Origin of the sequence: Streptomyces sp. NPDC048419, assembly GCF_043200415.1 — a bacterium.
In the GTDB taxonomy this organism is placed as follows: domain Bacteria; phylum Actinomycetota; class Actinomycetes; order Streptomycetales; family Streptomycetaceae; genus Streptomyces.
In genome coordinates, this window is record NZ_JBICXT010000055.1 from 1 (window position 1) to 22519 (window position 22519).

Genomic DNA, 22519 nt, shown 5'->3' on the forward strand with positions numbered 1-22519 from the left:
TCTCAAACGGCGCTTGTCCAACGTGGTTTACCGGATCATGAAACGCGACCAACGGAACCATCTCGCTCAGGCCGCTTGACACACAGAGGCGCTATAAGGTCACAAACGCCCGTCCGGCCGCGTGCGTGGTGACGCCCGGCGGGCCGACAAATCCCAAACAGGGCAGTCGAGACGTCAGTCAGGCGAGGGGTCAGACCCACCAGCGGCGTCACCACGTCACATCCTCACTGTCAGGCGACGTTGGTGGTGCAGGCGCCGCAGGTGGAGCCGCAGTTGTCGTCGGTCAGGTTGACCAGGCCCGCCGGGTCGGCGATCTCGACGAGGGAGACGTCCAGGTCGAAGCTGTCCGACGCCCCAGGGATCTGCGGGCGTACTTCGGTGCGGCTGGGAACTACGATGCTGCGTGTCATGCTTCAACTCCTCGTAATCGTTGTGGTGTTACTGGGCTGGATCGCCCACCAGGTGCCGTCACGGGAGCGTTGCCGGACGGCTGCTCCCCGGACGACTCCTGGCCGCCCGGCACGAGGGGACGTGCTCCGCATAGGAAGTCCTCGCGGGCTGCCTGCCTGCGCCGGGAAGTCGTGTGCCGGGATTCTGATCAAGCGGATGCCGGTCGCCGCTGCATGAAGTAGGCGAGCGCCTGGGCTTTGAGGCGGTCGAGGCACGGCTCGCATGCGTAGAAGGGGGCGTGCTGCCCGTCCCACTGCACCGGGCCGAGCCAGATCACCAGGATTCCGGTACGGCCGCAGCCGAGCCAGCAATCACCGGTAACCCACGGCCACTCCATGGAAGGACGTCCCCTTTCTCAGCTGGTCGGGACAGTCGATCTGGCGGCCTGGCAGTTGGGAGCGCAGGCCCAGAGCTGGAACGGCAGGCCCCGGTGGCGTACCTCGCCCAGCCGTCGACCGCTCGCTCCCAGCGGCCGGGCGCAAAGGGCACGGTCCATGGCCATCTGCTGGCGGGCCGGAGCCGGGCGAGATCTGGAAGAGGCGACGGTGCCGTCGCCGGGATGCTCATTTGCCGCCCTCGGTACGGAGTTCCGCCCAGACCTCTTTGCCCCAAGGGCGCCTATCCGAGCCATGCAAGTCGTAGCCCCAGCGGTCGGCGACAGCATCGACGAGGAGCAGCCCGCGGCCCGATTCGTCGTCGTCAGCCGCCTGGCTGAGTATGGGAAGACGCGATGGTTCCCGGTCCACGACCCCGACACGCAGTCGTGTCGCGCTCGTCCGCCCAACCGTGAGGCGGATCTCGGGACACGGAGTGTGCTCGGAGGCGTTCGCGATGAGCTCCGTGAAGATCAGCGCGGCACGGTCGGCGAGGCCGTCGAGGTGCCACACGCTGAGGACACATCGGACGAGTTCGCGGCCGGGCTCGGCCGTGGCCGGCTCGCACGGGAAGGCCTGGCTGTACATGGGATGGCCGGCGGAGAGGGCCTCAACTGGTGTTCTCAGACTCGTCATTGGGGTGGAGCCTTCGTGCTTCACGCAGCTGGGCGGTGACGGCGCCGGGACCGGGTCGGGAACCTGATGACATCTGAACCTCTCGAGTTCTCGGGGTCGTCGGGCGCCCGGTCGTTTCTGCTCGCCGACTCACATCGACGGGTGCGACGCCACGCGTCCTGGTCCTGATCGGACTACGCGGGCACTGTGGCGAGTTGCCGCAGGAAGGGCCGCCGCCTCCCGGCCGGCGAGATGCCGGCGAGACGGCTCGCGCCCGGCAGGCCGGCGAAGCGCAGGGCGGCATGACGGACGCGCAGTCGCCGTGCCGAATCGGGGACGAACCAGCGGGCTGTTCTGCGGGCGGCGCGCTGCCTGTCTCTGATGATCGGACGCCACAGGCGTTCGTAACCGTGCAACGCGTCCTCCACCCGGCGGGCGCCGACGAGCTGGTCGGCCAGGACGTAGGCGCCGGCGATCGCGAGGGAAGCGCCCTGCCCGGCGAGCAGGGACACGGCCTGGCAGGCGTCGCCGACCAGGACGACCCGTCCGCGGCTCCAGGACGGCAGATCGGTCTGGGCGACCTGGTCGTAGTAGACCCGGGCATGCGGCGGGCAGGCCGCCAGGGCGCGGGGGACGAGCCATCCGAGGGAGCCGTACTCGCGACGGAGAGCGGCCCGTGCGTCCTCGGGGCGCCGGGGGTCGGCGCTGCGGTGGACGGCGAAGGCGGCGACCTGGCCGTCACGCAGGGCGTACAGACCCATCTGCCGATCGACGGTGTCGGTGAGGCAGAAGCGGTCGCCCAACTCCGCGTGGACCTGGGGGTCGTCGAAGGTGAAGGCGGCGGTGTGGTAGCCGAGGTGGCGCACGCACCGTTGCTCCTCGCCGAAGACCATGGCCCGCACGGTGGAGTGGAGGCCGTCGGCCCCGACGAGGAGGTCGGCGTCGAGGGTAGCGCCGTCGGTGAGGGTGACGCGGATGCCATAAGGGCTCGGGGCGATGCTTGCCGGGCCGACGCCGAAGCGCAGGCCGACGGCGAAGGACAGTCGTTCCCGCAGTGCGAGTTCGAGGTCCGGTCGCATGATGCTGAGCAGGCGCCCGTCCTGGGAACGGGCGAATCGCTCGTAGTCGAGCCGGGCCCGGCACCGGCCGTGGTCGTCGAGGAAGGCCGCCTCGGAGACGGGGTAGCTGAGTTCCTCCAGCCAGGGCAGCACGCCCATGGCCTCGGCGGCGTCGTAGCCAGGGCCGAAGAAGTCGATCATGTATCCCTCGGTGCGGGGGCATGGAGCCTTCTCCAGGACCACGACCTCCCAGCCGAGCACGTTGTGCAGGCGGCCGGCCAGGGCCAGCCCGGCGATACCGGCTCCGCAGATCACTGCTCTCATCGGTGTGCATCGCCTCTTCCGCGCTCCGGCGTTCCCCTCTCTCCGTATACCTTTGCGCAATGCAAAGCTCGGATGTCAAGAAGGCCCGGGTCCACCTGCACGCACCACCTGAATCTTGATGCATCCCTAACGCCTCACTGACGGTCTCTTGACGTACTGTCAAGAGCGGTGTGCCGGGAAGACGGGTCGGCGAAGTGTCCTCAACGAACCGTTCCAGGAAGGTCTTCGCGTGACCTCGTCGAAGTCGGCCGCCGCCATCGCGTCCGCCCCCTCCCCCGCCGTGCGCGGCCGTGGCCCGCGCCGTTCCGTGCTCTTCTTCGCGTTCGCCTTCGCGGTGATCGCCGATCCGGCCTCCTCGGTGGCGTACGCGATCGAGGCGGCGCTGCGTGCCCTGCACGGTGACCTGGCCCTGCTGCTGCCGACGATGAGCCTGGTCATCGGGCTGGTCGTGGTCGTCACCGCGAACTACTGGCAGCTGGTGCGCCGCTTCCCCAAGGGGGGCGGTGCGGCGGCCGCGGCCGGGCGGGCCTTCGGGGCGCGCTGGACGTTCCTGCCCATCGGCGCCCTGGTGGTCGACTTCGTGCTGACCATCGGCATCTCGATCGCGGCCTCGGCCAGCGCGGTCATCGCCCTGTTCCCGGGCCTGGCGCCGCTGCGGATCCCGCTCGCGCTGGTGCTGCTCCTGATCGTGGCGGGGCTGACCTGGTTCGGGCACGGCGGACGGCTGCTGTTCGCGGTCATGACCGTGGCCTTCGTCGTCATCTCCGTGGCTGTCCTCGTCCTGGGCTTCACCTCGCCGCACGCCACCGGGCACGCAGCCGCCACGACCGATCCCGGCCGATCGGCCATGCTCGCGGTGGTCCTGGCCTTCCCGGTCGCCATGGCGCTGGCCACCGGCATCGAGGCACCCTCCACCGCGATCGCTCAACTCGGCCAGCTCGATGACACCCACCGCCGCCGCTTCGGCCGCGGCACGCTCGCGCTGCTCCTGGTCATCGTCGGCGGCCTGACCCTGGCCCTGACCGCACTCGCCGTGCGCCTGCACATCGGTATCCCCGGCGCCGACTCCACCCAGATCGCCGACATCGCGCACGCCGCCGCCGGACCGGGCTGGCTCTACGGCGCCTTCCAGCTGACCAGCTCGCTGCTGCTGCTCGCCGCGGCCAGCTCGTCCTTCCAGGCCGGGCCCGGACTACTGAAGGCGCTGTCGGGCACGGCGGAGCGGCCCGGTGTGCTGCCGCCGGTGCTCGGCCGCATCAACCGGCACCACACCCCGTACTGGTCGGTCGTGGTCTATCTGGCGGCCGCCGCTCTGATCATCATTGCCGCGGCGGGCCAGGAGCAGGAGCTGGTCCTGTTCTACGCGGTCGCAGTCTTCGTGAGCTTCCTGGTCGGCCTGCTCGCCATGGCCCGCTTCGCCACCCGGGAGAACACGACGGGGCTGGCCTGGGTCAACGGCCTGGCCGCCGTGGCCGTAGCCTTCACCCTCGCGGTGAACCTGCTGCGCGGCTGGCCGATGCTGTCCCTGGCCGCGACGCTGCTCATCGCGGGCGGCCTGTACCTCCGGTGGACGCGAGCCGGCCGTCCGACCGGCATCCAGGACGTCGAGGCGCGCGCCGAGGCGGACTGACGCTCGCGCGAGGGTCAGATCGCACCGGCACGGACGACGGTGACCGGGCAGGTCGCCTGCTGTACGCAGTGGTGGCTGACCGAGCCGAGAAGCATCCCGGCGAAGGCGCCGTGCCCGTGACTGCCGACCACCAGCAGGTCGGCGTCCCTGGCCGCGTCGGTCAGCACCGCCGTCGGCTGGCCTTCGACGACCTGGGGTGCGACGGGCACTTCCGGGTGCTCGCCCAGGGTTTCGTCGAGCGTGCGCCGTAGGTTCCCGCGGGCCTGTTTCTCGACGTCGGAGTAGTCCGTCGGCATGCCGTACGTGGCGGGCCGCCCAGCGCAGCGCCGCCCGGCTGGCCTCGGAGCCGTCGACTCCCACCACGATCAGCGGCGAGGAGACCTGATCACTCACTGTTCACCTGCGCAGTTGCCACGTCCGCCCACGCTCCCGTGAGCACGCCCGCCTGCCAAGGAGCCGTTCGGTCCCCACGGGCTGACAAGGTCACGTGACACGTACCCTTGACTAGTTTTGCATAATGCAAATGTAGGAAGGGGAGGCGATGAGAGCCATACCGGCAGCAAGGGACGGACAAGACGTGACCAGCACGGCGATGAGGGATTTCACCCCCACGCCGAGACTCGCGGGCCTGCGCACCGCCCCCTGGACCCTGATGGCCCTCGCCATCGTGGTCGGCGCCGGGGCCGGGGCCGGTTCGGTCGTCTTCCGCTGGTGCATCAGGACCTTTACGCACCTGCTCTCTGGCCACGCCGACTACGCCGCCTCCCCCGGCGCGGACAATCCGCACATACCCTGGCTCGGCCCGTACTTCGTGCTCCTCACCCCCGTGATCGGCGGCCTGCTCTACGGGCCGCTGGTCAACCGCTTCGCCAAGGAGGCGCGCGGCCACGGCGCGCCCGAGGTGATGCTCGCCGTCGCCCAGCGCGGCGGACGGATCAGCCCCAAGGTCGCCGTGGTCAAGACACTCGCCTCCGCCCTGTGCATCGGCTCGGGAGGCTCGGTGGGTCGCGAGGGCCCCATCGTGCAGATCGGCTCGGCGCTCGGCTCCACGCTCGGCCGGGTCACGAAGGTGACCGAGGGCCGGATGAAGCTCCTGGTCGCCTGTGGTGCGGCGGGCGGCATCGCGGCCACCTTCAACGCCCCGCTGGCCGGCGTGTTCTTCGCGATGGAGCTGATCCTGGACACCTTCAGCGCGGAAGCCTTCGGGGCGACAGTCCTGGCCAGCGTCACTGCGAGCATCATCGGGCGCGCCGCCTTCGGTGACAACGCCTTCCTGAGCCTTCTGGACTTCCATGTCGACCATCTCGCCCAGTACGGCCTGTTCGCCGTGCTCGGCATCGTCGCCGCGGCAGTGGGCGTGGGCTTCTCCCGGTTCCTGTACCTGATCGAGGACGCCTGCGACTGGGTGTGGCGCGGCCCGGAGTGGCTGCGCCCGGCGGTCGGCGGGCTGGCCCTCGGCGTGGTCCTGCTGGCTCTGCCGGAGATGTACGGCGTCGGCTACCCGGTGCTGGAGAAGGCGACCGAGGGCGGCTACGCGGTCGGCTTCCTGCTCCTGCTGCTGGTGGGCAAGATGCTGGCCACCAGCCTGACCATCGGAATCGGCGGCTCGGGCGGCGTGTTCGCACCAAGCCTGTTCATAGGCGCGATGCTGGGCTCGGCGTACGGCATCGGCGTCCACCACCTGCTGCCCCACTCCGCAGGCGCGGTCGGCGCGTACGCGCTGGTCGGCATGGGAGCCGTCTTCGCCGGCGCGGCCCGCGCCCCGATCACCGCCGTGGTCATCCTCTTCGAGCTCACCGGCGAGTACTCGATCATCCTTCCGCTGATGCTCGCGATCGTGCTGGCCACCGCCGTCAGCCGCCTGATCTCGCGGGACACCATCTACACCCTCAAGCTGCGCCGCCGCGGCATCGACCTCGAGGGCCCCGCGCCCGGCGCCCTGATCGGCACCCAGTACGTGAGCGCCGTTATGGAATCACTGCCCTCACCCCTGTCCGCATCCACGACCCTGGCGGACTCGGCCGACCTGCTGAGCCTCTCGGGGCACGGCGCCCTTCCCGTGGTCGACGACACCGGCCACTACATCGGCGTCGTCACCGCACAGGCGGTGGCCGAGGCGCTCGCCGAACAGCCGGAGGGTGCCCCCGCCCTGGTCGGGCAACTCTCCGAACCGCCCGCACCGATCACAGCGGACCAGCCCCTCGCCCAGGCCCTGCACACCCTGCTGTCGGCGTCCGGGACCGGGATACCCGTCCTCGACGCCGACCACGGCAAGCCGATCGGCTGGCTCAGCCACCAGAGCGCACTGCGCGCGGTGCACACGGCCGCCTGACGGATCTACCCATCTCTCCACATAGCCGACTTTTGCATTGCGCAAAAATGGATACGCAAGGTCTGAATGCCCGGATCACCCCGAGGAGGTGGGCCATGCACACAGACCACGTCCAGCGCTCCTACTCGTTCGTATGCCTCGACTGCGGGCACGGCTGGGAGGACACGTACGACCTCGGCGTGAGGTGGACGACCAGGCACGGATCACCGCCGTCTACCACCTCGACGGCAGACGCGTGCCGTCGCCGTTGCAGTCACCGCGCTGCCCCGCCTGCGAGAGCCGCAAGATGCGCATCATGCGGCCGGGGCGCGTCGCGGCGGCACGCCTGCACGAGAGGTGACGCGATGGAGCCGCACCACCAGCCTCCGGTCTGGCTGGAGGCGCTAGGCTGGGCCAGTCTCACCGCGCCCGGGCGAGCGCGCTGGCGATCGCATCGGACATGGCACTGCGCGCGTCCCGGCAGTACATGTGGATCATGCATCTGGTGTCCCCGATCACGGCCAGGCACTGGGGGCCTGCGGCTCTGTGGTTCTACGCCCGTCGCAGTCAGCGCACCGCCCGTCCTGTGATCGAGCGCAAGGGCGAGCCGGATCCCGAGAAGCTGCCGGGTCACCGCGGCCAAGGCCGTCAGCCACTGCGGCGCGAGGCGCGTCCTGGGTGACATCGGGGGCGAGTGGCTGGCGCGGGCGACCGGGATGTCGATCGCGGGCAAGCCCCCATACGCCGACTTCCTTTTCGACTTCGTCTCCCCCGGCCACTTCGGGCAACGCGTCGAGGTGTACTCACCGCCGTACCTCTTCCACGGCGCCCAGCCCCGCTTCGGACTCGGCGGCGCGACTGACGTCCGGCACGGCGACGAGATCACCCTTCGCTCCCCCGACGCCACCGGCATCACCCGTGTTCGGCTCATGCGGCCCGGATCAGCCACGCACGTCACAGACTTCGACCAGCGTTCCGTGGCCCTGAACGTGGTGCGCCACACCAGCGGGTCACTCACCGTCCGGATCCCCGACGACCCGTCACTCGTGCCGCCGAGCTGGTACATGGTCATCGCGACGGACGGCAGCGGCACCCCCTCGAAGGCTTTGGCTGCATGTCCGACGGCGCTAATACGAAAATCCCGCACCCCGTGTCCGTAGCCGCAGATCAGGCAGCCTCGACGGGTTGGAGGACCACTTGATAGCCGAGTTGGTTGAGCTGGCTCACGAGCCGTCGGGTCTGTCGCGCACGCCCGACACGATGGAGAAAGTAGTCGCCGCCGAGATCCGCGTACTCAGCGTCGTTCGTGAACATGTGCCAGACAGCGATGAGGATGGAGTGTTCCAGGGCGACCAGGGCACGTTTCTTGCCCCGGCGGGCGGCCAGACGTCGGTAGCGGGCGGCGAGGTAGGTGTCCTTGGTCCGCGCAGCGGACACGGCAGCCTGCCCGAGCGCGGCCTTGAGCCACGGGTCGCCGTGCCGGGTCTTGCCGGTCGGCTGCTTGCCGGCGGACTCGTGGTTGCCGGGGCAGACCCCAGCCCAGGAGGCCAGGTCACCCGCGGTGGGGAAACGGGCGATGTCCGCGCCGATCTCGGCGAGGATCACCTCGGCGGCTCGGGTGCTGACGCCAGGGACGGTCAGCAGGAGTTCGACCCGGCGCCGAAAGGGACCGAGCTGCTGGTCGATATGTGTGCTGAGCCGGGTCTCGGTCGCGGTGCAGGCGTCGATCCGGTCCAGCATCGTGCGCGCCAAGAACGCGTGATGGTCACCGAAGTTGCCGGTCAGTGCCTCGATGAGAGTGTCGGTCTTGCGGCGCATCGAACCCTTGGCCATCTCGGCCAGAACCTGCGGATCGCGCTGCCCGGCGATCAGGGCCTCCAGCATGGCCCGGCCGGAGACGCCGAGGATGTTGGAGACCACGGTCGACAGTTTGATCCCGGCGTCCTCCAGCAGCTTCTCCAGCCGCTGGGTCTCGCGTGTCCGCTCGCGGATCACCTCGGTGCGATACCTCGTGAGGTCGCGCAACTGCCGGATCGGCTCCGGGGGCACGAACGAGGGTCGGACCAGGCCGTGTTCGACGAGCTGAGCGATCCACTGGGCGTCCATTACATCGGTCTTGCGACCGGGGACGGCCTTCATGTGCCGGGCGTTGAGGAGCCAGCATTCCAGGTCGTGTTCGAGCAGGTAGAAGATCGGCTTCCAGTAGATGCCGGTGGCTTCCATGCCGACCAGGGTGACCCCCTCGGCGAGCAGCCAGTCCCGCATGGCCAGCAGATCACGGGTCATGGTGGTGAAAGTGCGGGTCTCGCTGCGGCGCCGCTTGCCGGTGCCGGGCACACGGGTCGTCACCTTCACGTCCGCCTTGCTGATGTCGATCCCCGCACAGCGTTCGTGGATCACTTCCATTGCCCCGGCACCCCCTCCCGACGTCGGCCGCGAGCACGTGACCGTCCGACAGGGGTCCAGCAGGCGGAAGAGTCTAATACGCGCGCTCGAAGCAGCGCTTCCGGGTGCCTGTCAACAAACCCCCACCGTCCTACTAACCCACGGGCTCGGATCACGCCAAGGCGGCACGACGTCCGTCGGACGGCCACGAACCGATTTTCACCCGCTCAGGGTGGCCCCGCCAGGGGCTCGGATTACTAACCCCTGCAGGCACGCCCCCCACTCCGTGGCATCATGCAACCTTTACCTAGCGCAAAGGTTCTCTTTCCGTGCCGCCCCCGTACGAGCAGACGACCACGCTGTCCGCACCAGGAGGCACCATGCCCATCTCACGCGGCACGATCGGGACCGTCTTCGTCGGCGGCGCTGAGCGTGACGCTCGCCGCCCTGGCCTACCCGAGCATGCTCGGTGTCCAGAACGCGTCCACGAACCAGTCGCGCGTGATCGCCAACACTCGGTGGGGACCACTCACCGAGGCCGACCGCAACTTCGTCGTCTTCGTGCGCTCCGCCGGGCTTTGGGAGGGCCCGTCCGGCGAGCTTGCCATGACGAAGGGGACGACCGCGGCTGTGCGCGAGGCCGGCCGACACCTGGTCATCGGACACGCCGCGCTCGACGCCAGCTGCCGCAAGATCGCCCCCGAGCTGAACGTCACCATCCCCAACCAGCCCACTCCGCAGCAGCAGGGCTTCCTGGACAAGTTCAAGTCGGACCGGGGAAGCAGTTCGACTCCGACCTGGCCAACATCCTGCGCGTCACCCATGGCTCGATCTTCAACACCATCGCCAAGATCCGCTCCATCACCGAGAACACCCTCGTGCGCCAACTGGCCGACCAGGCCAACGACGTGGTCCTGGACCACATCGAGCAGATGGAGAAGACCGGGCTGGTCAACTTCGACCAGGTCAACTTCCAGGAGACGACCCCGCCGAAGCTCCCCTCCGCCCAGGTCACGCCTCCGGTGCCGCAGCCCGGGGCACCCGTGGTCGCTCTCACGGTGCCCCCGGGCGTGTCGGGCGAGGGAGTACCGACAGGCCCGGCCGCCACCGCCACCCCCGGCCCCTCGGCTTCCCCGACCGCGGGATGACTTCCCGGTCCGCGACGCCGCGCTGCGCCAGCGTGCCCCGCACTCCGAGGTCGACGACTGGGCGGCTGTCCGCCGTGATGCCCAGGTCGAGACACGTGCCGAACGCGCCGGTGCACGCTGACGCATGAGTGCCGTGATCAACCTGACGTCGTTTCTGTACGACCGACGGGAAGACGAGAAACGCAACGCCGTGCTGTTCCACGAACTCGACTTCCTCATCACTGAACAGCCCGGATCTCAAATCCACCGCCGATACCCTTGCCCGCGCACAGCCTCGATCAGGTCACGGTCCACCGGCGGATCCTCAACGCACGGGAGTTCGTGGCCTTCGCGAAGGCCATGGCGGGCGCCAGGAGTCCCGTGCACTGCTTGCAACGAATCAGACATGAGGAGGCTGAGGGTCTGACCTGCTGCTGGAGTCGACCCTCACCTACCAGGCCATCAAGGCTCTCACGCTTGCCCTACGAACTGCATCCGGCCGGGCAGGACGACTGGTATCCCTAGCCTGGCCCGTGGGACCGAACACGGGGCCTCACCTCTGCAGGGTGGGAAAGCCGATAGGAGCGGGGACTACGGCGACCAGGCTCCCCGGCGACGAGCGCGAGCACCCAGGGCGCCAGGTCGCCCATCGACCCCGTCGTTGCCGGTTCCCTCCTGGGCACCGCGCGGGGCGATCGCCCCTTTGGGGTCGTACACGACGGCGAACGCGTCTCCGGGCCGGGTGGTCTGTCCGCAGCCGCGCCAGATGCGGACCTTGAGCGGCGTTCCGTCGGCGTCCGCCACTGAGCACAGGTACCGGGCGTGCCCGCCGGCGGTCGCCCGGCCGTTCTCGACCGACGTCACCACGACGGACTGCACCTGGCCCCGTTCCGCCAGCACCACGCCAGCGGCGGTCTGCGGAACCCGCAGTGCCAGACAGACGCCCAGCAACGCGGCGATGCCGACCAGGGCACGCTCCGCTCCCACGAAGGCGAGATACAGCGCGAGAGCACCGACGCACACCAGTCCCGCCTCGCCGTCGGCGAGCGATGGTCTGCCCGTCCAGGCACCGAAGAGCGTCGTAGCAACGATCGCCCCGGCACCGAGGATCCCCACCAGGATCCCCTCCCCGACCAGCCACCAGGGCGGCAGTCCGACGAACTCCGCGGGCCCCCACACCATCACACGCAGATGCGCCATGAGGTGCGGCTCGGCAGGGAGCGAAGGCCGACGTCTTCGGCGCACGAGTGCCACCCGAGAGCACCTACTACGCGCTCCGCCACACGATCATGGCCGGTCGGAACCTCCGCTCGGGTGACCCCGCCGGCCTCGAGCAGGAGATGTGGGCCCTGCTCACGCTCTACCAGGCCCTACGGGCCGTGATGGTCGAGGCCGCCGAGTCCGTCCCCGGCATCGACCCCGATCGTTGCTGCTTCACCGTGGCTCTACAGACCGCCCGTGACCAGGTCGTCCAAGCCATAGGGATCGTCCCCGACGAGCCAGGCTCTCTCGGACTGGTCGGCCGGCGGGTGCGGGACCGACTCCTTGCGCCTCGCCGTAACCGGGCCAGCACTCGCAAGGTCAAGTCCCCGATGTCCCGCTACAGCGAGCGGCGAGATGACGGCCGTCCCGATCGCAGCCGCACCATCACCGGCCTCACCGTCACCGTCCTCAAACCTGGCCCCCAACAGCCGCCTTTGCCCACGGTCTCCCGCGATGACCGCCACACCGCCCCAGCCCAGCGCCGACGGCATCGCACTCTCGCCCTGCTGCAGGACGACCCGACCCGCCTGTGGAGACCCGCGGAGATCGCCGCCCGCCCATTTCGGCGACGTCACGTTGCACACCATGTATCGGCAGCTCTCCCGATAGGCCACCACCGGGCTCATCCATAAACTCGGACCCGGCCTCTACGCAGCCACAACCTGGGCCTCAACGCCCTTGCCACCAGCACAAACAGGCTAACTTCCCGGCCTTGGACCTTCGGGCCCCACTCTGGACACCAATTGAACGCTCGTTTAGTATGCTGCACATGCATTCAATCCGCGACGACCGGACTACCCGCGCGGTCATCCGCGACGAGGCTCTGGCCCTGTTCGCCGCAAGCGGGCCTGAGGCGGCCACAATGCGGCAGATCGCCGCTGCCGCCGGCGTCTCGCCGGGGCTGGTCGTGCACCACTTCGGGTCGAAGGAGGGCTTGCGCCAGGAGGTCGACCAGTACGTTCTGGACGTCTTCGAGGCAATGCTCGGAGAGCTGACCGGTGAGGGCGGCGCGGAGCTGCTCGACCCCGGGGTCGGGGCGAGTTCACTGAGCGAGGTCTTCGCGCGGCACCTTCCGGACGACTCACCGCTGCCGGGCTACCTGCGCCGGCTGCTGCTGTCCGACACGGACGCCGCACGTCTGCTGTTCCGGCGGCTGTACGAGTTGAGCAGGGCGGCGCTGGACGGTCTGACGGCGGCCGGACTGGCCTCCTCCGGACGGGACCCGGCGGTACGTGCCGCCCTCCTCCTCTCCAACGACCTGGCCCTGTTCCTGCTGCGCGACCGTCTCGCCGAGGTCCTGGGCACGGACCCGCTGTCGGCCGACGGCATGACCCGCTGGGCCCCGGAGATGCTCAGCATCTACGCGGGTGGACTGAACGCGACCCCACCGGAACCACGGGAAGCACAAGGAGACGCCCCTTAGGGAGGCTGCGCATGGCGCCCGGCTCAACACCCGCAACCACGCCCGTACTTCAGGCCCACGACATCCACAAATCCTACGGCAGGCACCCTGTCCTGCGCGGGGCCGACCTCACAGTCGCCCCCGGGCAACTCGTCGCCGTCGTGGGCGAGAACGGCGCCGGTAAGTCGACGCTGCTGAAGATCCTGGCCGGCACCCTGACCGCGGACCGCGGTGAGGTCGTCCTGTCCGGCACCCTCGGCTACTGCCCGCAGGACCCCGTCCTCAACGCGAGCCTCACCGTCGAACAGCACCTGCGCTACTTCGCCGCCGCCCACCGCCTACCCGACCTGGACCGCGGCCGCGAACTCGTCCAACTCCTCGGCTACGAGCAGTACGGCAAGTCCCTCGTCGGCGAACTGTCCGGCGGCACAAGGCAGAAGCTCAACCTCACCCTCGCCCTGCTCCACGACCCGGCCGTCCTGCTCCTCGACGAGCCGTACCAGGGCTTCGACTGGGAGACCTATCTGCGGTTCTGGGACCTGGTGGACGACCTGCGAGGTCGCGGCAAGGCCGTCGTGGTCATCACCCACCTGGTCTTCGAACAGGACCGCTTCGACCTGCTGGCCGACCTCACCGACGGCAGCCTCACGCCGCGCACAACTGCCGGGAGGGAACAGCATGTCAGCGCATGACACGTCCGAACTGCGGCCGCTCTACGGCCAGTTCCCCACCGCGTTGCGCTTCTCGGTACGCGACCAGACCCGCAACCGGCTCGCCGGGCTGCTGCTCGTTCTGTTCGTGCCCGTCTGGTACCTGCTCATGGATGCGCTGGCCTCGGGTGAAGTGCTGGACTTCAAGCTGTACGCGACCGGTGACGTCCTGCATGTCGACGGCGGCCACCTCACCCTGATCTCCGCGGGCCTGAACTCCGTGACGATGATCGCCGGGTTCGTCGTCTTCGACGCCGTCCGCAAGGCGCTCGCGTTCGACCGGCGCCTCGTCTTCGCCGGATACCGGCAGTCCATGCTCATCGGCGCCAAGACCCTCGCCGTCGGCCTGGTCGCGAGCGCGATCGCCCTGTACACCGCGCTCGCCGTCCTGTTCTTCTGGCGCCCGTCGCCGGGCGGCTGGTTCGCCGTGCTCGCCGGTTTCGCCGTCATCGCGCTCACTTACGGCGCCCTCGGTCTACTCCTCGGCGTCCTGGTCAAGCACGACCTTGAGGGCTTCTTCCTGATCATCATGGGCGGGCTGATGGACACCTTCCTGCAGAACCCGCTGGGCAACCCGCTCGCCAACAAGCCCGTCCTGGAATGGTTCCCGTCCTTCGGGCCGATGCAGTTCGCCGTCGGCGGCTCCTTCGGCCACATCGCACTGTGGAGTCACCTCGCGCTCGGTCTGACCTGGGCGGCCGGCTTCGCCGCGATCGGGTTGGTGATCTTCCGGATCAGGACCCGCAATCGCACGCGCACCGGCGCCTGAGAAGCGCGTACTCCCGCCGCAGTAGCCGACCACTCCCCTCGGAGTAACCCCGATCCGCTTCTCCCGTACGACGACCACCGCGGTCCCCCCGACAAGCATGAAGCCATGATTGTCATCGAAGTCTTCGCCCCCGCGGGCGTTCTCGGACCGGCACAACGCCAACAACTCGGCAAGCGGCTCATCGACGCGCTCATGGGCACCGAGGACGCTCACGCCGAAGCCGTCATGGACTCAGCACGCGCTCTCACCCAGGTCCTCATCCACGAACCGGCCGCCTGGATCACCGGCGACCGTCACCCGGTCGACCCTGCGGACCCGCCCCGCTACCTGATCCGGGTCAACGCACCGGCCGCCTGGCGCAAGGAGATGAGCGCCCACGCCATCGACCGTCTCACCCAGGCCCTCGCCGAGACCGAGGCGGCGGCCGGCCGCGACCCCGACCGGCTCCGCGACCAGCCGCACGCCCTGGTCCACGTCGTCGGCATCGCCGAGGGCAGCCTCGGGATGTGTGGACGCCCCATGGGCAGTCTCGACCTGATCCAGCACATGACCGCCCCGCACCGCGACGCCATCGCCCACATGTCCACCGCCGACCTGCCGCCCGGCACCGTCCTCGACCCGGTGTGCGGCATGACCGTCGACCTGAACATCACCGACCTCACCCTGAAGGTCGACGGCACGCTCCACGGCTTCTGCAACGGCCAGTGCCGACGCATCTTCGCCGACGAGCACGGCATACTCCCATGCACGCCCGCAGCCGACGCCTCGTACGTACCGGTGTCCTGGCCGGTGGTCATGGGTCCCTCTCAGCAGGTCGAAGGAGATACGTGGTCCGGAGCCGCCCTCCCCTGTGCGGCGGCTCCGGACCACGGGCCGGTCAGCCCCTGGTGCGCGCGCCGCCGACCTGCTGGTCTACCCCGTCCTCACCCGCGACCGGCAGGCCATGGCCGACCTCGCCCTCGACACCCTGGGCCCGCTGACAGCAGCCCGCGGCGGCGCCGAGCCCCTCCTCGACACCCTCACCGCCTACTTCGACTCGGGTTGCGTGGCCGCCGAGGCCGCCCGCCGTCTCTCCCTGAGCGTTCGCGCCCTGACCTACCGTCTGGGCCGCATCCACAAACTGACCGGCGCCAACCCCGCCGACCCGGCCCACCGCTACATGCTCCAGACCGCGGTCATCGGTGCCCGGCTGCTGGACTGGCCCGCCGCGGACCTGTGACACGGCCATCTCTCCTGCTCCCGTCGGTGGTCCGGGGCGAGAGAAGCCGTGCAGCGGGAGCAGTCGAGAGCAGCCGTGCCGCGGAAGCAGCTGACGGCGATCCCGACACCCTGAGCACCCGGCTGCCCGCTCCGCCCGGAACGCGCCGCCCACCTCAGCCCGACGCTGCACCGTCGCCCTGCTCGCCCAGATTCTCGGCACTGGAAGAGGGCCACGCCTCGGATACCGATCACACCTGAGCCGCAGACAGATCGGCACCGCCGCGCCTAAGGTGCGCGCATGCTCGACACAATCGTGCGACAGGCCGAGGCCGACCTGCACTCCAAGCCCCGCTCTCTGAGCGCTGCGGTCGCCGAACTGCCCACCGCAGTTGGGTCTGTACACCTGGTGGGCACCGGCAGAGGTGCTGACCGCCTTCGACGGGCCGGTCAACGAGGGCGATCCCGCGCAGCGGCTCCTCTATCTCGGCAAGGCCAGCGACTGAGGACCCGCATCGCTTCCAACCATCTTCGGGACTCGGGCCGATCCACCTTGCGCCGCACGCTGGCCGGCCTGCTGATGTCCACCGAGGGCTACCGCACCACGTGGACCGACCGCGTCATCCTGATCCCGGAAGACGAGCAACGCCTTACCGGCTGGATGCACGAGCACCTCCACCTCACCTGGAGCGAACTCCCCGACCCCGCACCGGTGGAGACACTGCTCATCACTCGGCTGCGTCCGCCGCTCAACGTCGACGGCGCCGAGCACGGATAGATCCGAGAACGCGTCAAGCAGGGACGGACCGTGTACTACACCAGCGCCGGACCCCGCCCGGAGGAGCAGCCTTCCCGCCGACCACGGGGGCATCTCGCGGCGGAGTGAACGCGGATCCTCACCCGCCCACGGTAAGGGCACAGTCGGCGGGATCGCGTCAGGAGGCGGGAGTCCGCGTGAGGCGCTCGGCCAGCGTGGCCGCGAACTCCTCGGCGCGGGAGAGCTGAGTGCGCAGGTCCTCCACCCGCTGCTGGGCGGCCTGCTCGAAGCCGCGGATCCGGTCCAGCAGTTGCTCGCGCTCTTCGGTCGGCATTTCCTCGTCCGAGTCGAGGCGGTCGGTGGCCTCCAGCAGCGCGCGCATCTCGTCCAGGGTGAAGCCGAGGGGCTTCATACGACGGATGACCATCAGGCGCGCGACGTCGGACTCGGTGTAGAGGCGGAAGCCGCCCTGGGAACGGGCGGAGGGGATGACGAGACCGGTCTCCTCGTAGTGCCGGATGGTGCGCAGCGACAGCTCGGTCCGTGCGGCGACCTCGCCGATCTGCATGTGCTCGCTGCTCACGCGGGGTGCCTTCCTCGTCTCTCGCCACAACCGCAGGCGACCGTCGCCGATCTCTACTCTAACGTTAGGGTAGAGTTGCTTTGTTGTTGGGTCGGCTGCCTGCCGCATCCGCTCCCATGGTGCGGGATGCCGTCCCGTGCCGTCAGCCGTGTCGGAACCGACGACGCCTCCGGCGAAGACTGCAGTCCGTGAAGCAGGAGAGAGCGTGCGCATGCCCATGATGCCTGGCGCCGCTGCCTGCCCGCCGTGACCCTTCGCCCCCCCCAGTAGCGCTCGATTCCGTTGCGGGTCGCTTCGCTGCTGCCCATTGACTTCGGTCCGCCGCTCGCGGACTTGGACTTGGTGGACGGCCGCCCCGGCCCTCCATGTCTTCCTGCGCGCCCGCCGTGATGCCGGGTGTGCCCGAGCACGACAGGTTCCCCATCTCTTGTCTCCCTCCGCACTTTCCCCGGCCGCGTGGCTGCGCGGCTCCCTCCGTCCCACCTGGCTGTCCGATCCGAAGGTGCTGCGCACGGAGGTGCTGGCCGGGCTCGTGGTCGCCCTGGCCCTGATTCCCGAGGCGATCTCGTTCTCGATCATCGCCGGGGTCGATCCGGCCATCGGCCTGTTCGCCTCGTTCACGATGACTGTGACCATCGCGATCGTCGGCGGCCGACCGGCCATGATCTCCGCGGCCACCGGTGCCGTCGCCCTGGTCATCGCCCCGATGAACCGCGAGCACGGCTTCGGCTACCTGGTCGCGACCGTGATCCTGGGCGGCGTCTTCCAGATCGTCCTCGGCGCGCTCGGGGTGGCGAAGCTGATGCGGTTCGTGCCTCGCAGCGTGATGGTCGGCTTCGTCAACTCCCTCGCCATCCTGATCTTCATAGCGCAGGTACCGGAGATGACGGATGTGCCCTGGCCCGTCTATCCGTTGATCGCGGCCGGGCTGGCGCTGATGGTGTTCTTCCCGAAAGTCACCACCGTCGTCCCGGCACCCCTGGTGTCCATCGTCATCCTCACCGTCATCACCGTCGCGGCCGGGATCGCGGTGGCGACCGTAGGCGACAGAGGTGAGCTGCCGTCCTCGCTGCCGGTGCCGGGGCTGCCGGACGTGCCGTTCACCCTGGACACGCTCACCACCGTCGCCCCGTACGCGCTCGCCATGGCGCTGGTCGGCCTGATGGAGTCGCTGATGACCGCCAAACTGGTCGACGACATCACCGACACCCATTCCTCCAAGACCCGCGAGTCCGTAGGCCAGGGCGTCGCCAACATCGTCACCGGCTTCTTCGGGGGCATGGGCGGCTGCGCCATGATCGGCCAGACGATGATCAACGTACGGGTGTCCGGCGCCCGCACCCGGCTGTCGACGTTCCTGGCCGGCGCGTTCCTGATGGTGCTGTGCATCGTCTTCGGGCCGATCGTCTCCGACATTCCCATGGCCGCGCTGGTCGCGGTGATGGTCATGGTGTCGGTGGGCACCTTCGACTGGCACTCCATCGCCCCGAAGACGCTGAAGCGGATGCCGGCAGGGGAGATCACCGTCATGGTGGTCACCGTCGCGTGCGTGGTCGCCACCCACAACCTCGCCATCGGCGTCGTCGCCGGTTCGATCACCGCCATGGTCATCTTCGCCAAACGCGTCGCTCACCTCGCCGAGGTCACCGCCGTCACCGACCCCGACGGCAGCACGGTCGTCTACCGGGTCACGGGCGAGCTGTTCTTCGCCTCGTCCAATGACCTCGTCGGCCAGTTCGACTACGCCACCGACCCCGACAGGGTCGTCATCGACCTGACTGCCGCCCACATCTGGGACGCATCCTCCGTGGCCGCCCTGGACGCCATCGAGACCAAGTACGCCCAGCGCGGCAAGGCCGTCGAGATCATCGGCCTGAACGAGCCCAGTGCCCGGATCCACCAGACGCTCTCCCGGGAGCGGGCCGGCAGTCACTGACCGGCTCATACCCGCAACCGAGGGCCGTGAGAGGCACAACTTCCCGCGGCTCTCATCCATGGGGCACCTACGCTAATTACCTAGTGGTCCGGGTGATCAGCGAGGCCGCGCCGAACCGCCCGACCTCCCGTCCGGAGAACGTCCGCACCCGGGCGAAGACGGCCGACCGCAGATCCCGCCCCAGCGCCATCGCTGTCCGCGCACTGACGTACACGGCCGCCACGACGCACACCATCTGGCGGTCTCTCCTTGATCTTGGATCATCTCTCGTGGTCGGTGGTGCACCCCTTACGCTGCGGGGATGCGGGAGCTGACGATGCGTGTTCGGGTGGCCGCCTATGTGCTTCGACGCCGCGCGGGACGGCCGGTGGAACTCCTGGTGTTCGACCACGACGCGGACCTGCCGCCCGGCACACATGTCCCGGCAGGGGGCGTGCATCCGCACGAGCCTCTGGAAGAGGCCGTATTGCGGAAGTCGCGGAGGAGTGCGGGCTGGAATGTGTCCGGGTCCTGCGCCCCATCGCCGAGGAGTACACCCCGCATCCGATCCGCCTCTTCCCCCGCCACACCACCTTCTTCGAACTGGCAGTGGCCGACGACGCAGACGTCCCGGACATGTGGGACCACCATGTGACAGGCGCGGGCCGCGACAACGGCATGACGTTCCATTGCCGTTTTGAGCCACTACCCCTGGCCTTCCCTCTGGCAGACGGTCAGGACGTGTGGCTGGATCGTCTGGAGGTATGAGCGCCGTCGCTCAGTCGTCCAGATGGCTGCGCCACGCGACTGAGCCGCTGGACGTCGACCGGGGCCGCATTGTCGGTAGCTGATGCCAGCCGCAGGCCGACCGACCGCCTACGCTGACACAGCGGTGTGCACGTGCAAGCCGACGTTGGGGCGAGCGCCCGTAACTGGCCCCTCGAAAGCTCGCGCAGCATCACGGCGCGGGCTCGTGCCCAAAGCGTGCCCATAAGAGCGGACAACCACGGTAAACAGCGGTGCGAAACCAGTCCTCGAAGCTGCACCGCAAGCGTTGTATACCCAGGTCAGAAGCAATGTCGCCGTTGAAGCGCCGTCGCTTCCCAAGCTGAGAGCGCGAGTTCGATTCTCGTCACGCTACCTCTTCGCCATCGACGACCTGGAAGAGTTCGCGCGGGCACACGGCATCGTCCACGACGAGGAGCGAACCGGCCTTGCCGACCACGTTCCCGCCCGTTCGGTGAAAGGATTGTCAACGCCGCTGACGCGGCTCTTGTGTCCAAAGTCCTCAGCTGGTGTTGGCGATGAGGCTGTCCAGGATCTCCTCCGTGCGGTTCGGATGAAGAGCCCCGGCCGTGAGTCGATCCATAAATCTCGTGTAGGCACCCGTGTCCACGTCCGGCACGCGCGCACGGTGCCGACGCACGCATGAGTGCCCCAGCCGAAACCGAGGTGCTGGTTCGGCGAGCGGTCCAGCAGCAGTCGGGACGGCGGCTCGGGGAACCGGCCGGGATCGTGGTTGGCGGCGGCGAACAGCAGCATTGACGGTGTCGCCCGCAGACACGGAGGCGCCGCCGATCTCACAGGACTCCATGGGCTCGTGCCCGGGACCGGCCCGTCGAAGCGGACGAACTCGTCGATGCCGGTGCGCAACAGGGCCGGTTCGCGCAGCGTCTTCAATACCCCGGGGTGCGTGAGCAGAGTGTGCACCGTGTTGCCGATCGCTACCATGGTGCTGTAGACGCCCTGGAACATCACCCGCGCGGTGTTGACGATCTGCAGGTCAAGGTCGGGATCGGCGGCGATCTGGGCGTGCGCGCGGACGTGCGCGAGCAGGCCCGGCCGCGCTGCTGGCGGTGAACCAGGACTGCACCAGCGCGTTCAGCTCCTGCCGGGCGATGCGGCCCGGCTCGACGACGGACGCCCAGGCCGCCGCCGTCCATGCTTCCCATAATCGCGTCCGACACGGCTGCGAAGGAGGGGACATCGGGTTCCTCGACGCCGAGCAGATCATCACGGGGCCGTGGAAAAGCGTCAAGGGTCACCAATGACGGCTCCATGGTAGGTCAATGAGTTGATCGCTTAGCTGTTCGCAGGCCAGCAACCCGCCGCGTCACTTATTCGGCTACTGATCCAGACCTTGGGGCTGCCGAGGAGCACCTCATGGACCGGCACCACGCGACACAGCGACCGCACTCTCGGGCACCACAGAGCACGTCACTGACCACAACCGTTGGGGCTTCGATCACCTGGCGACCCAGCACCGGGCAGGAGAGAGTGAGCAAGCCAAGACATCTGCGAGCGTACAGCGTTCCGTGCTGAGCGGCGCAAAATGCAGCGCCCTCGAGAGAGAGGCAATCAAATGAGCGACCCGGAATCCAAGGCAGCTAGCAGAGTTAGCGAACCAAGCCGCTTTAGCGAAACGGATCAGATTAGCGAAGCAGTCCAGACTCGGATTAGCGAAATAGTCCTGGATTTTGTGGAAGCTCACCCGCTGCCGCCACTGGCCGCCCTCCAAACCGTCGTGAACAGCCTAACCGGGCCTCCACCACCCACAGACACCACGCACCCAGGATCAGTGACAATTCCACCGCCCGAACAGGTCGCCCCGCTCGAAGTGCTGTGTGATATTTGCGGGCAGGCGTTTACGGCTGAACAATTTGAAAATAGTCAAGTGAAGCGATGTCCCAGGGGTGGCGAGCACTTCCACGACACTGGCGAATGCTTGCCGGGCGGGCGATGTGGGATGTGCAGTCTAGATCTGTCATCGCCCGAGTACATCGTGACGAGCCCGGAAATGGAGACGAAGGAGTCGAAGGCACTGGAAGTTTGGAACGAGAAGGTACTAAGCACAGGATGGCATTCCGAAGCTGCTATCCGCCAAGCTGGACAGCTTTGCTACGCGGCGGCAACAGCGATTGTGGCGACGTCGCTGGGGAGTCCTACGAACCAATTCGAGCGTGCACACGCCTACGCGATGTCCGACGCCGTTGAAGGGGACGAAGATTGGGCTATGGGCGGCGGAGGGTATCGTGAGGCATACGAGGCTGCGTGCTCCAGCATGGGAGGCACTCCATCCGTCGGCGCGGTGCTGTCGTGGATGGACGCGATAAAGGAAGATGATGCGGAAAACTTCTGGATCAACCGGGGATACCTTCGCATGCTCGCGCAAAGTGGATCACCTTGTTTCTTCGGTACTGCGGTGACCGCCGAAGGGGCCGGACGTCCAACTTTCCAGCAGATCATCACGGCTATAGACGCCGGTTCCCTGATCATGGCCGCAGAGGGAGGAAATATGGGCCACTGGCGAGTCATCATCGGCTACCAAACCTCCACACGGGGCGGGCAGCGCGTACTGGTTTGCGACCCCAAGCAGGACGGTGAAAAAGAGTATCTGTACGCCGCCTTTACAATGGAGGTGACCTATATTTGTTCCAGCCAGTGACGTTTCTCATCGTGAATGCCATGGGCATGGACCGCGGCGACTACTGATCTTTGACGTTCTGCTTGTCGAGCGGCGTATGTGTGGCTTGACATCCTCTCCGCCCTAAAGTACGGAGATTCCCGCCTGCTGGCCGGTGACCACCGGCTGGGGCTTCGGGTGGGTTCCCCGTTCAACGGGCCGTGCCTGGCGCGGGATTTCCGCTCC

General features: G+C 68.3%; 22 protein-coding genes and 2 pseudogenes. 14 read left to right on the forward strand and 10 right to left on the reverse strand.

What is annotated here, in order from left to right:
• Window positions 1-230: 230 nt before the first annotated feature.
• The 4 genes from ACGFYN_RS45675 to ACGFYN_RS45690 all read right to left on the reverse strand — a co-directional run bounded on the left by ACGFYN_RS45675 (window position 231) and on the right by ACGFYN_RS45690 (window position 2821).
• On the reverse strand, window positions 231-410 hold the full coding sequence (locus ACGFYN_RS45675) for an FxLD family lanthipeptide (protein WP_393871908.1): 180 nt from the start codon (window positions 408-410) through the stop codon (window positions 231-233).
• 188 nt (window positions 411-598) lie between these two features.
• Window positions 599-787 carry a hypothetical protein gene (locus ACGFYN_RS45680; RefSeq protein ID WP_393871909.1) on the reverse strand — a complete coding sequence of 63 codons (189 nt, stop codon included), beginning with the start codon at window positions 785-787 and terminating at the stop codon, window positions 599-601.
• 226 nt (window positions 788-1013) lie between these two features.
• Entirely contained in the window at window positions 1014-1460 is a 447-nt protein-coding gene (locus tag ACGFYN_RS45685) for an ATP-binding protein (RefSeq protein ID WP_393871910.1), read from the reverse strand.
• Between the two features lie 173 nt (window positions 1461-1633).
• Window positions 1634-2821 carry an FAD-dependent monooxygenase gene (locus tag ACGFYN_RS45690; RefSeq protein WP_393871911.1) on the reverse strand — a complete coding sequence of 396 codons (1188 nt, stop codon included), beginning with the start codon at window positions 2819-2821 and terminating at the stop codon, window positions 1634-1636.
• A gap of 229 nt (window positions 2822-3050) precedes the next feature.
• On the opposite strand from ACGFYN_RS45690, the gene ACGFYN_RS45695 reads away from it, so the two are divergent.
• On the forward strand, window positions 3051-4451 hold the full coding sequence (locus ACGFYN_RS45695) for an amino acid permease (RefSeq protein WP_393871912.1): 1401 nt from the start codon (window positions 3051-3053) through the stop codon (window positions 4449-4451).
• A gap of 14 nt (window positions 4452-4465) precedes the next feature.
• Here the strand turns inward: ACGFYN_RS45695 and ACGFYN_RS45700 are convergent, their stop codons facing one another.
• The gene (locus ACGFYN_RS45700; protein WP_393871913.1) at window positions 4466-4747 is read right to left on the reverse strand and encodes a universal stress protein; all 282 of its coding nucleotides are present in this window, start codon (window positions 4745-4747) and stop codon (window positions 4466-4468) included.
• A 356-nt stretch (window positions 4748-5103) separates the two neighbouring features.
• On the opposite strand from ACGFYN_RS45700, the gene ACGFYN_RS45705 reads away from it, so the two are divergent.
• The 4 genes from ACGFYN_RS45705 to ACGFYN_RS45720 all read left to right on the forward strand — a co-directional run bounded on the left by ACGFYN_RS45705 (window position 5104) and on the right by ACGFYN_RS45720 (window position 7922).
• Window positions 5104-6783, forward strand: a complete 1680-nt coding sequence (locus tag ACGFYN_RS45705) for a chloride channel protein (RefSeq protein WP_393871928.1) — start codon at window positions 5104-5106, stop codon at window positions 6781-6783.
• Window positions 6784-6967: 184 nt separating this feature from the next.
• Window positions 6968-7123: a hypothetical protein gene (locus ACGFYN_RS45710; protein ID WP_393871914.1), complete on the forward strand. Its 156-nt coding sequence runs from the start codon at window positions 6968-6970 to the stop codon at window positions 7121-7123.
• A 99-nt stretch (window positions 7124-7222) separates the two neighbouring features.
• Window positions 7223-7444 carry a hypothetical protein gene (locus tag ACGFYN_RS45715; protein WP_393871915.1) on the forward strand — a complete coding sequence of 74 codons (222 nt, stop codon included), beginning with the start codon at window positions 7223-7225 and terminating at the stop codon, window positions 7442-7444.
• Window positions 7445-7478: 34 nt separating this feature from the next.
• Window positions 7479-7922: a galactose oxidase early set domain-containing protein gene (locus tag ACGFYN_RS45720; protein WP_393871916.1), complete on the forward strand. Its 444-nt coding sequence runs from the start codon at window positions 7479-7481 to the stop codon at window positions 7920-7922.
• 7 nt (window positions 7923-7929) lie between these two features.
• Here the strand turns inward: ACGFYN_RS45720 and ACGFYN_RS45725 are convergent, their stop codons facing one another.
• Window positions 7930-9168 (reverse strand): IS110 family transposase, encoded by a 1239-nt coding sequence (locus tag ACGFYN_RS45725; protein ID WP_393871917.1) that lies wholly within the window; start codon window positions 9166-9168, stop codon window positions 7930-7932.
• A gap of 359 nt (window positions 9169-9527) precedes the next feature.
• Here ACGFYN_RS45725 and ACGFYN_RS45730 point away from each other — a divergent pair.
• Window positions 9528-10295: pseudogene (locus ACGFYN_RS45730) on the forward strand (DUF4142 domain-containing protein).
• Between the two features lie 570 nt (window positions 10296-10865).
• Here the strand turns inward: ACGFYN_RS45730 and ACGFYN_RS45735 are convergent.
• Window positions 10866-11474 (reverse strand): hypothetical protein, encoded by a 609-nt coding sequence (locus ACGFYN_RS45735; RefSeq protein WP_393871918.1) that lies wholly within the window; start codon window positions 11472-11474, stop codon window positions 10866-10868.
• Window positions 11475-12306: 832 nt separating this feature from the next.
• On the opposite strand from ACGFYN_RS45735, the gene ACGFYN_RS45740 reads away from it, so the two are divergent.
• From ACGFYN_RS45740 to ACGFYN_RS45750, 3 genes are read left to right on the forward strand one after another with little or no spacing between them, the layout of a single operon-like run.
• Window positions 12307-12960: a TetR/AcrR family transcriptional regulator gene (locus ACGFYN_RS45740; protein ID WP_393871919.1), complete on the forward strand. Its 654-nt coding sequence runs from the start codon at window positions 12307-12309 to the stop codon at window positions 12958-12960.
• 11 nt (window positions 12961-12971) lie between these two features.
• Window positions 12972-13631, forward strand: coding sequence for an ABC transporter ATP-binding protein (locus ACGFYN_RS45745; protein WP_393871920.1), 660 nt, complete (start codon window positions 12972-12974; stop codon window positions 13629-13631).
• Complete coding sequence (locus ACGFYN_RS45750) at window positions 13618-14418, forward strand: hypothetical protein (protein ID WP_393871921.1); 801 nt, start codon at window positions 13618-13620, stop codon at window positions 14416-14418. Before ACGFYN_RS45745 ends, ACGFYN_RS45750 begins: the two co-directional genes overlap by 14 nt.
• A 231-nt stretch (window positions 14419-14649) precedes the next feature.
• Here ACGFYN_RS45750 and ACGFYN_RS45755 read toward each other — a convergent pair whose 3' ends face one another.
• On the reverse strand, window positions 14650-15150 hold the full coding sequence (locus ACGFYN_RS45755; protein ID WP_393871922.1) for a hypothetical protein: 501 nt from the start codon (window positions 15148-15150) through the stop codon (window positions 14650-14652).
• A 151-nt stretch (window positions 15151-15301) separates the two neighbouring features.
• Here ACGFYN_RS45755 and ACGFYN_RS45760 point away from each other — a divergent pair.
• Window positions 15302-15637, forward strand: a pseudogene (locus ACGFYN_RS45760) (PucR family transcriptional regulator); the annotation flags it as partial.
• Window positions 15638-16168: 531 nt separating this feature from the next.
• Complete coding sequence (locus ACGFYN_RS45765; RefSeq protein WP_393871923.1) at window positions 16169-16393, forward strand: GIY-YIG nuclease family protein; 225 nt, start codon at window positions 16169-16171, stop codon at window positions 16391-16393.
• A gap of 157 nt (window positions 16394-16550) precedes the next feature.
• Here ACGFYN_RS45765 and ACGFYN_RS45770 read toward each other — a convergent pair whose 3' ends face one another.
• Window positions 16551-16955 (reverse strand): MerR family transcriptional regulator, encoded by a 405-nt coding sequence (locus ACGFYN_RS45770; RefSeq protein WP_393871924.1) that lies wholly within the window; start codon window positions 16953-16955, stop codon window positions 16551-16553.
• Window positions 16956-17382: 427 nt separating this feature from the next.
• Between ACGFYN_RS45770 and ACGFYN_RS45775 the strand changes: the two genes are divergently transcribed.
• On the forward strand, window positions 17383-18891 hold the full coding sequence (locus ACGFYN_RS45775) for a SulP family inorganic anion transporter (protein WP_393871925.1): 1509 nt from the start codon (window positions 17383-17385) through the stop codon (window positions 18889-18891).
• Between the two features lie 76 nt (window positions 18892-18967).
• On the opposite strand, the gene ACGFYN_RS45780 is transcribed toward ACGFYN_RS45775, so the two are convergent.
• Window positions 18968-19126 carry a hypothetical protein gene (locus ACGFYN_RS45780; RefSeq protein WP_393871929.1) on the reverse strand — a complete coding sequence of 53 codons (159 nt, stop codon included), beginning with the start codon at window positions 19124-19126 and terminating at the stop codon, window positions 18968-18970.
• Window positions 19127-20559: 1433 nt separating this feature from the next.
• On the opposite strand from ACGFYN_RS45780, the gene ACGFYN_RS45785 reads away from it, so the two are divergent.
• On the forward strand, window positions 20560-20730 hold the full coding sequence (locus tag ACGFYN_RS45785) for a hypothetical protein (RefSeq protein WP_393871926.1): 171 nt from the start codon (window positions 20560-20562) through the stop codon (window positions 20728-20730).
• Window positions 20731-21232: 502 nt separating this feature from the next.
• A complete protein-coding gene (locus ACGFYN_RS45790; RefSeq protein ID WP_393871927.1) occupies window positions 21233-22315 on the forward strand; it encodes a hypothetical protein in 1083 nt (360 codons plus the stop codon).
• The last annotated feature ends 204 nt before the right edge of the window (window positions 22316-22519 follow it).

Bases quoted from the DNA above. Each gene is read 5' to 3' on its own strand.
- ACGFYN_RS45675 (WP_393871908.1), bottom strand. From the start codon at position 410: ATGACACGCAGCATCGTAGTTCCCAGCCGCACCGAAGTACGCCCGCAG.
- ACGFYN_RS45680 (WP_393871909.1), bottom strand. From the start codon at position 787: ATGGAGTGGCCGTGGGTTACCGGTGATTGCTGGCTCGGCTGCGGCCGT.
- ACGFYN_RS45685 (WP_393871910.1), bottom strand. From the start codon at position 1,460: ATGACGAGTCTGAGAACACCAGTTGAGGCCCTCTCCGCCGGCCATCCC.
- ACGFYN_RS45690 (WP_393871911.1), bottom strand. From the start codon at position 2,821: ATGAGAGCAGTGATCTGCGGAGCCGGTATCGCCGGGCTGGCCCTGGCC.
- ACGFYN_RS45700 (WP_393871913.1), bottom strand. From the start codon at position 4,747: ATGCCGACGGACTACTCCGACGTCGAGAAACAGGCCCGCGGGAACCTA.
- ACGFYN_RS45705 (WP_393871928.1), top strand. From the start codon at position 5,104: ATGGCCCTCGCCATCGTGGTCGGCGCCGGGGCCGGGGCCGGTTCGGTC.
- ACGFYN_RS45715 (WP_393871915.1), top strand. From the start codon at position 7,223: ATGGCACTGCGCGCGTCCCGGCAGTACATGTGGATCATGCATCTGGTG.
- ACGFYN_RS45720 (WP_393871916.1), top strand. From the start codon at position 7,479: ATGTCGATCGCGGGCAAGCCCCCATACGCCGACTTCCTTTTCGACTTC.
- ACGFYN_RS45725 (WP_393871917.1), bottom strand. From the start codon at position 9,168: ATGGAAGTGATCCACGAACGCTGTGCGGGGATCGACATCAGCAAGGCG.
- ACGFYN_RS45735 (WP_393871918.1), bottom strand. From the start codon at position 11,474: ATGGCGCATCTGCGTGTGATGGTGTGGGGGCCCGCGGAGTTCGTCGGA.
- ACGFYN_RS45740 (WP_393871919.1), top strand. From the start codon at position 12,307: ATGCATTCAATCCGCGACGACCGGACTACCCGCGCGGTCATCCGCGAC.
- ACGFYN_RS45745 (WP_393871920.1), top strand. From the start codon at position 12,972: ATGGCGCCCGGCTCAACACCCGCAACCACGCCCGTACTTCAGGCCCAC.
- ACGFYN_RS45750 (WP_393871921.1), top strand. From the start codon at position 13,618: ATGTCAGCGCATGACACGTCCGAACTGCGGCCGCTCTACGGCCAGTTC.
- ACGFYN_RS45780 (WP_393871929.1), bottom strand. From the start codon at position 19,126: ATGGTGTGCGTCGTGGCGGCCGTGTACGTCAGTGCGCGGACAGCGATG.
- ACGFYN_RS45790 (WP_393871927.1), top strand. From the start codon at position 21,233: ATGAGCGACCCGGAATCCAAGGCAGCTAGCAGAGTTAGCGAACCAAGC.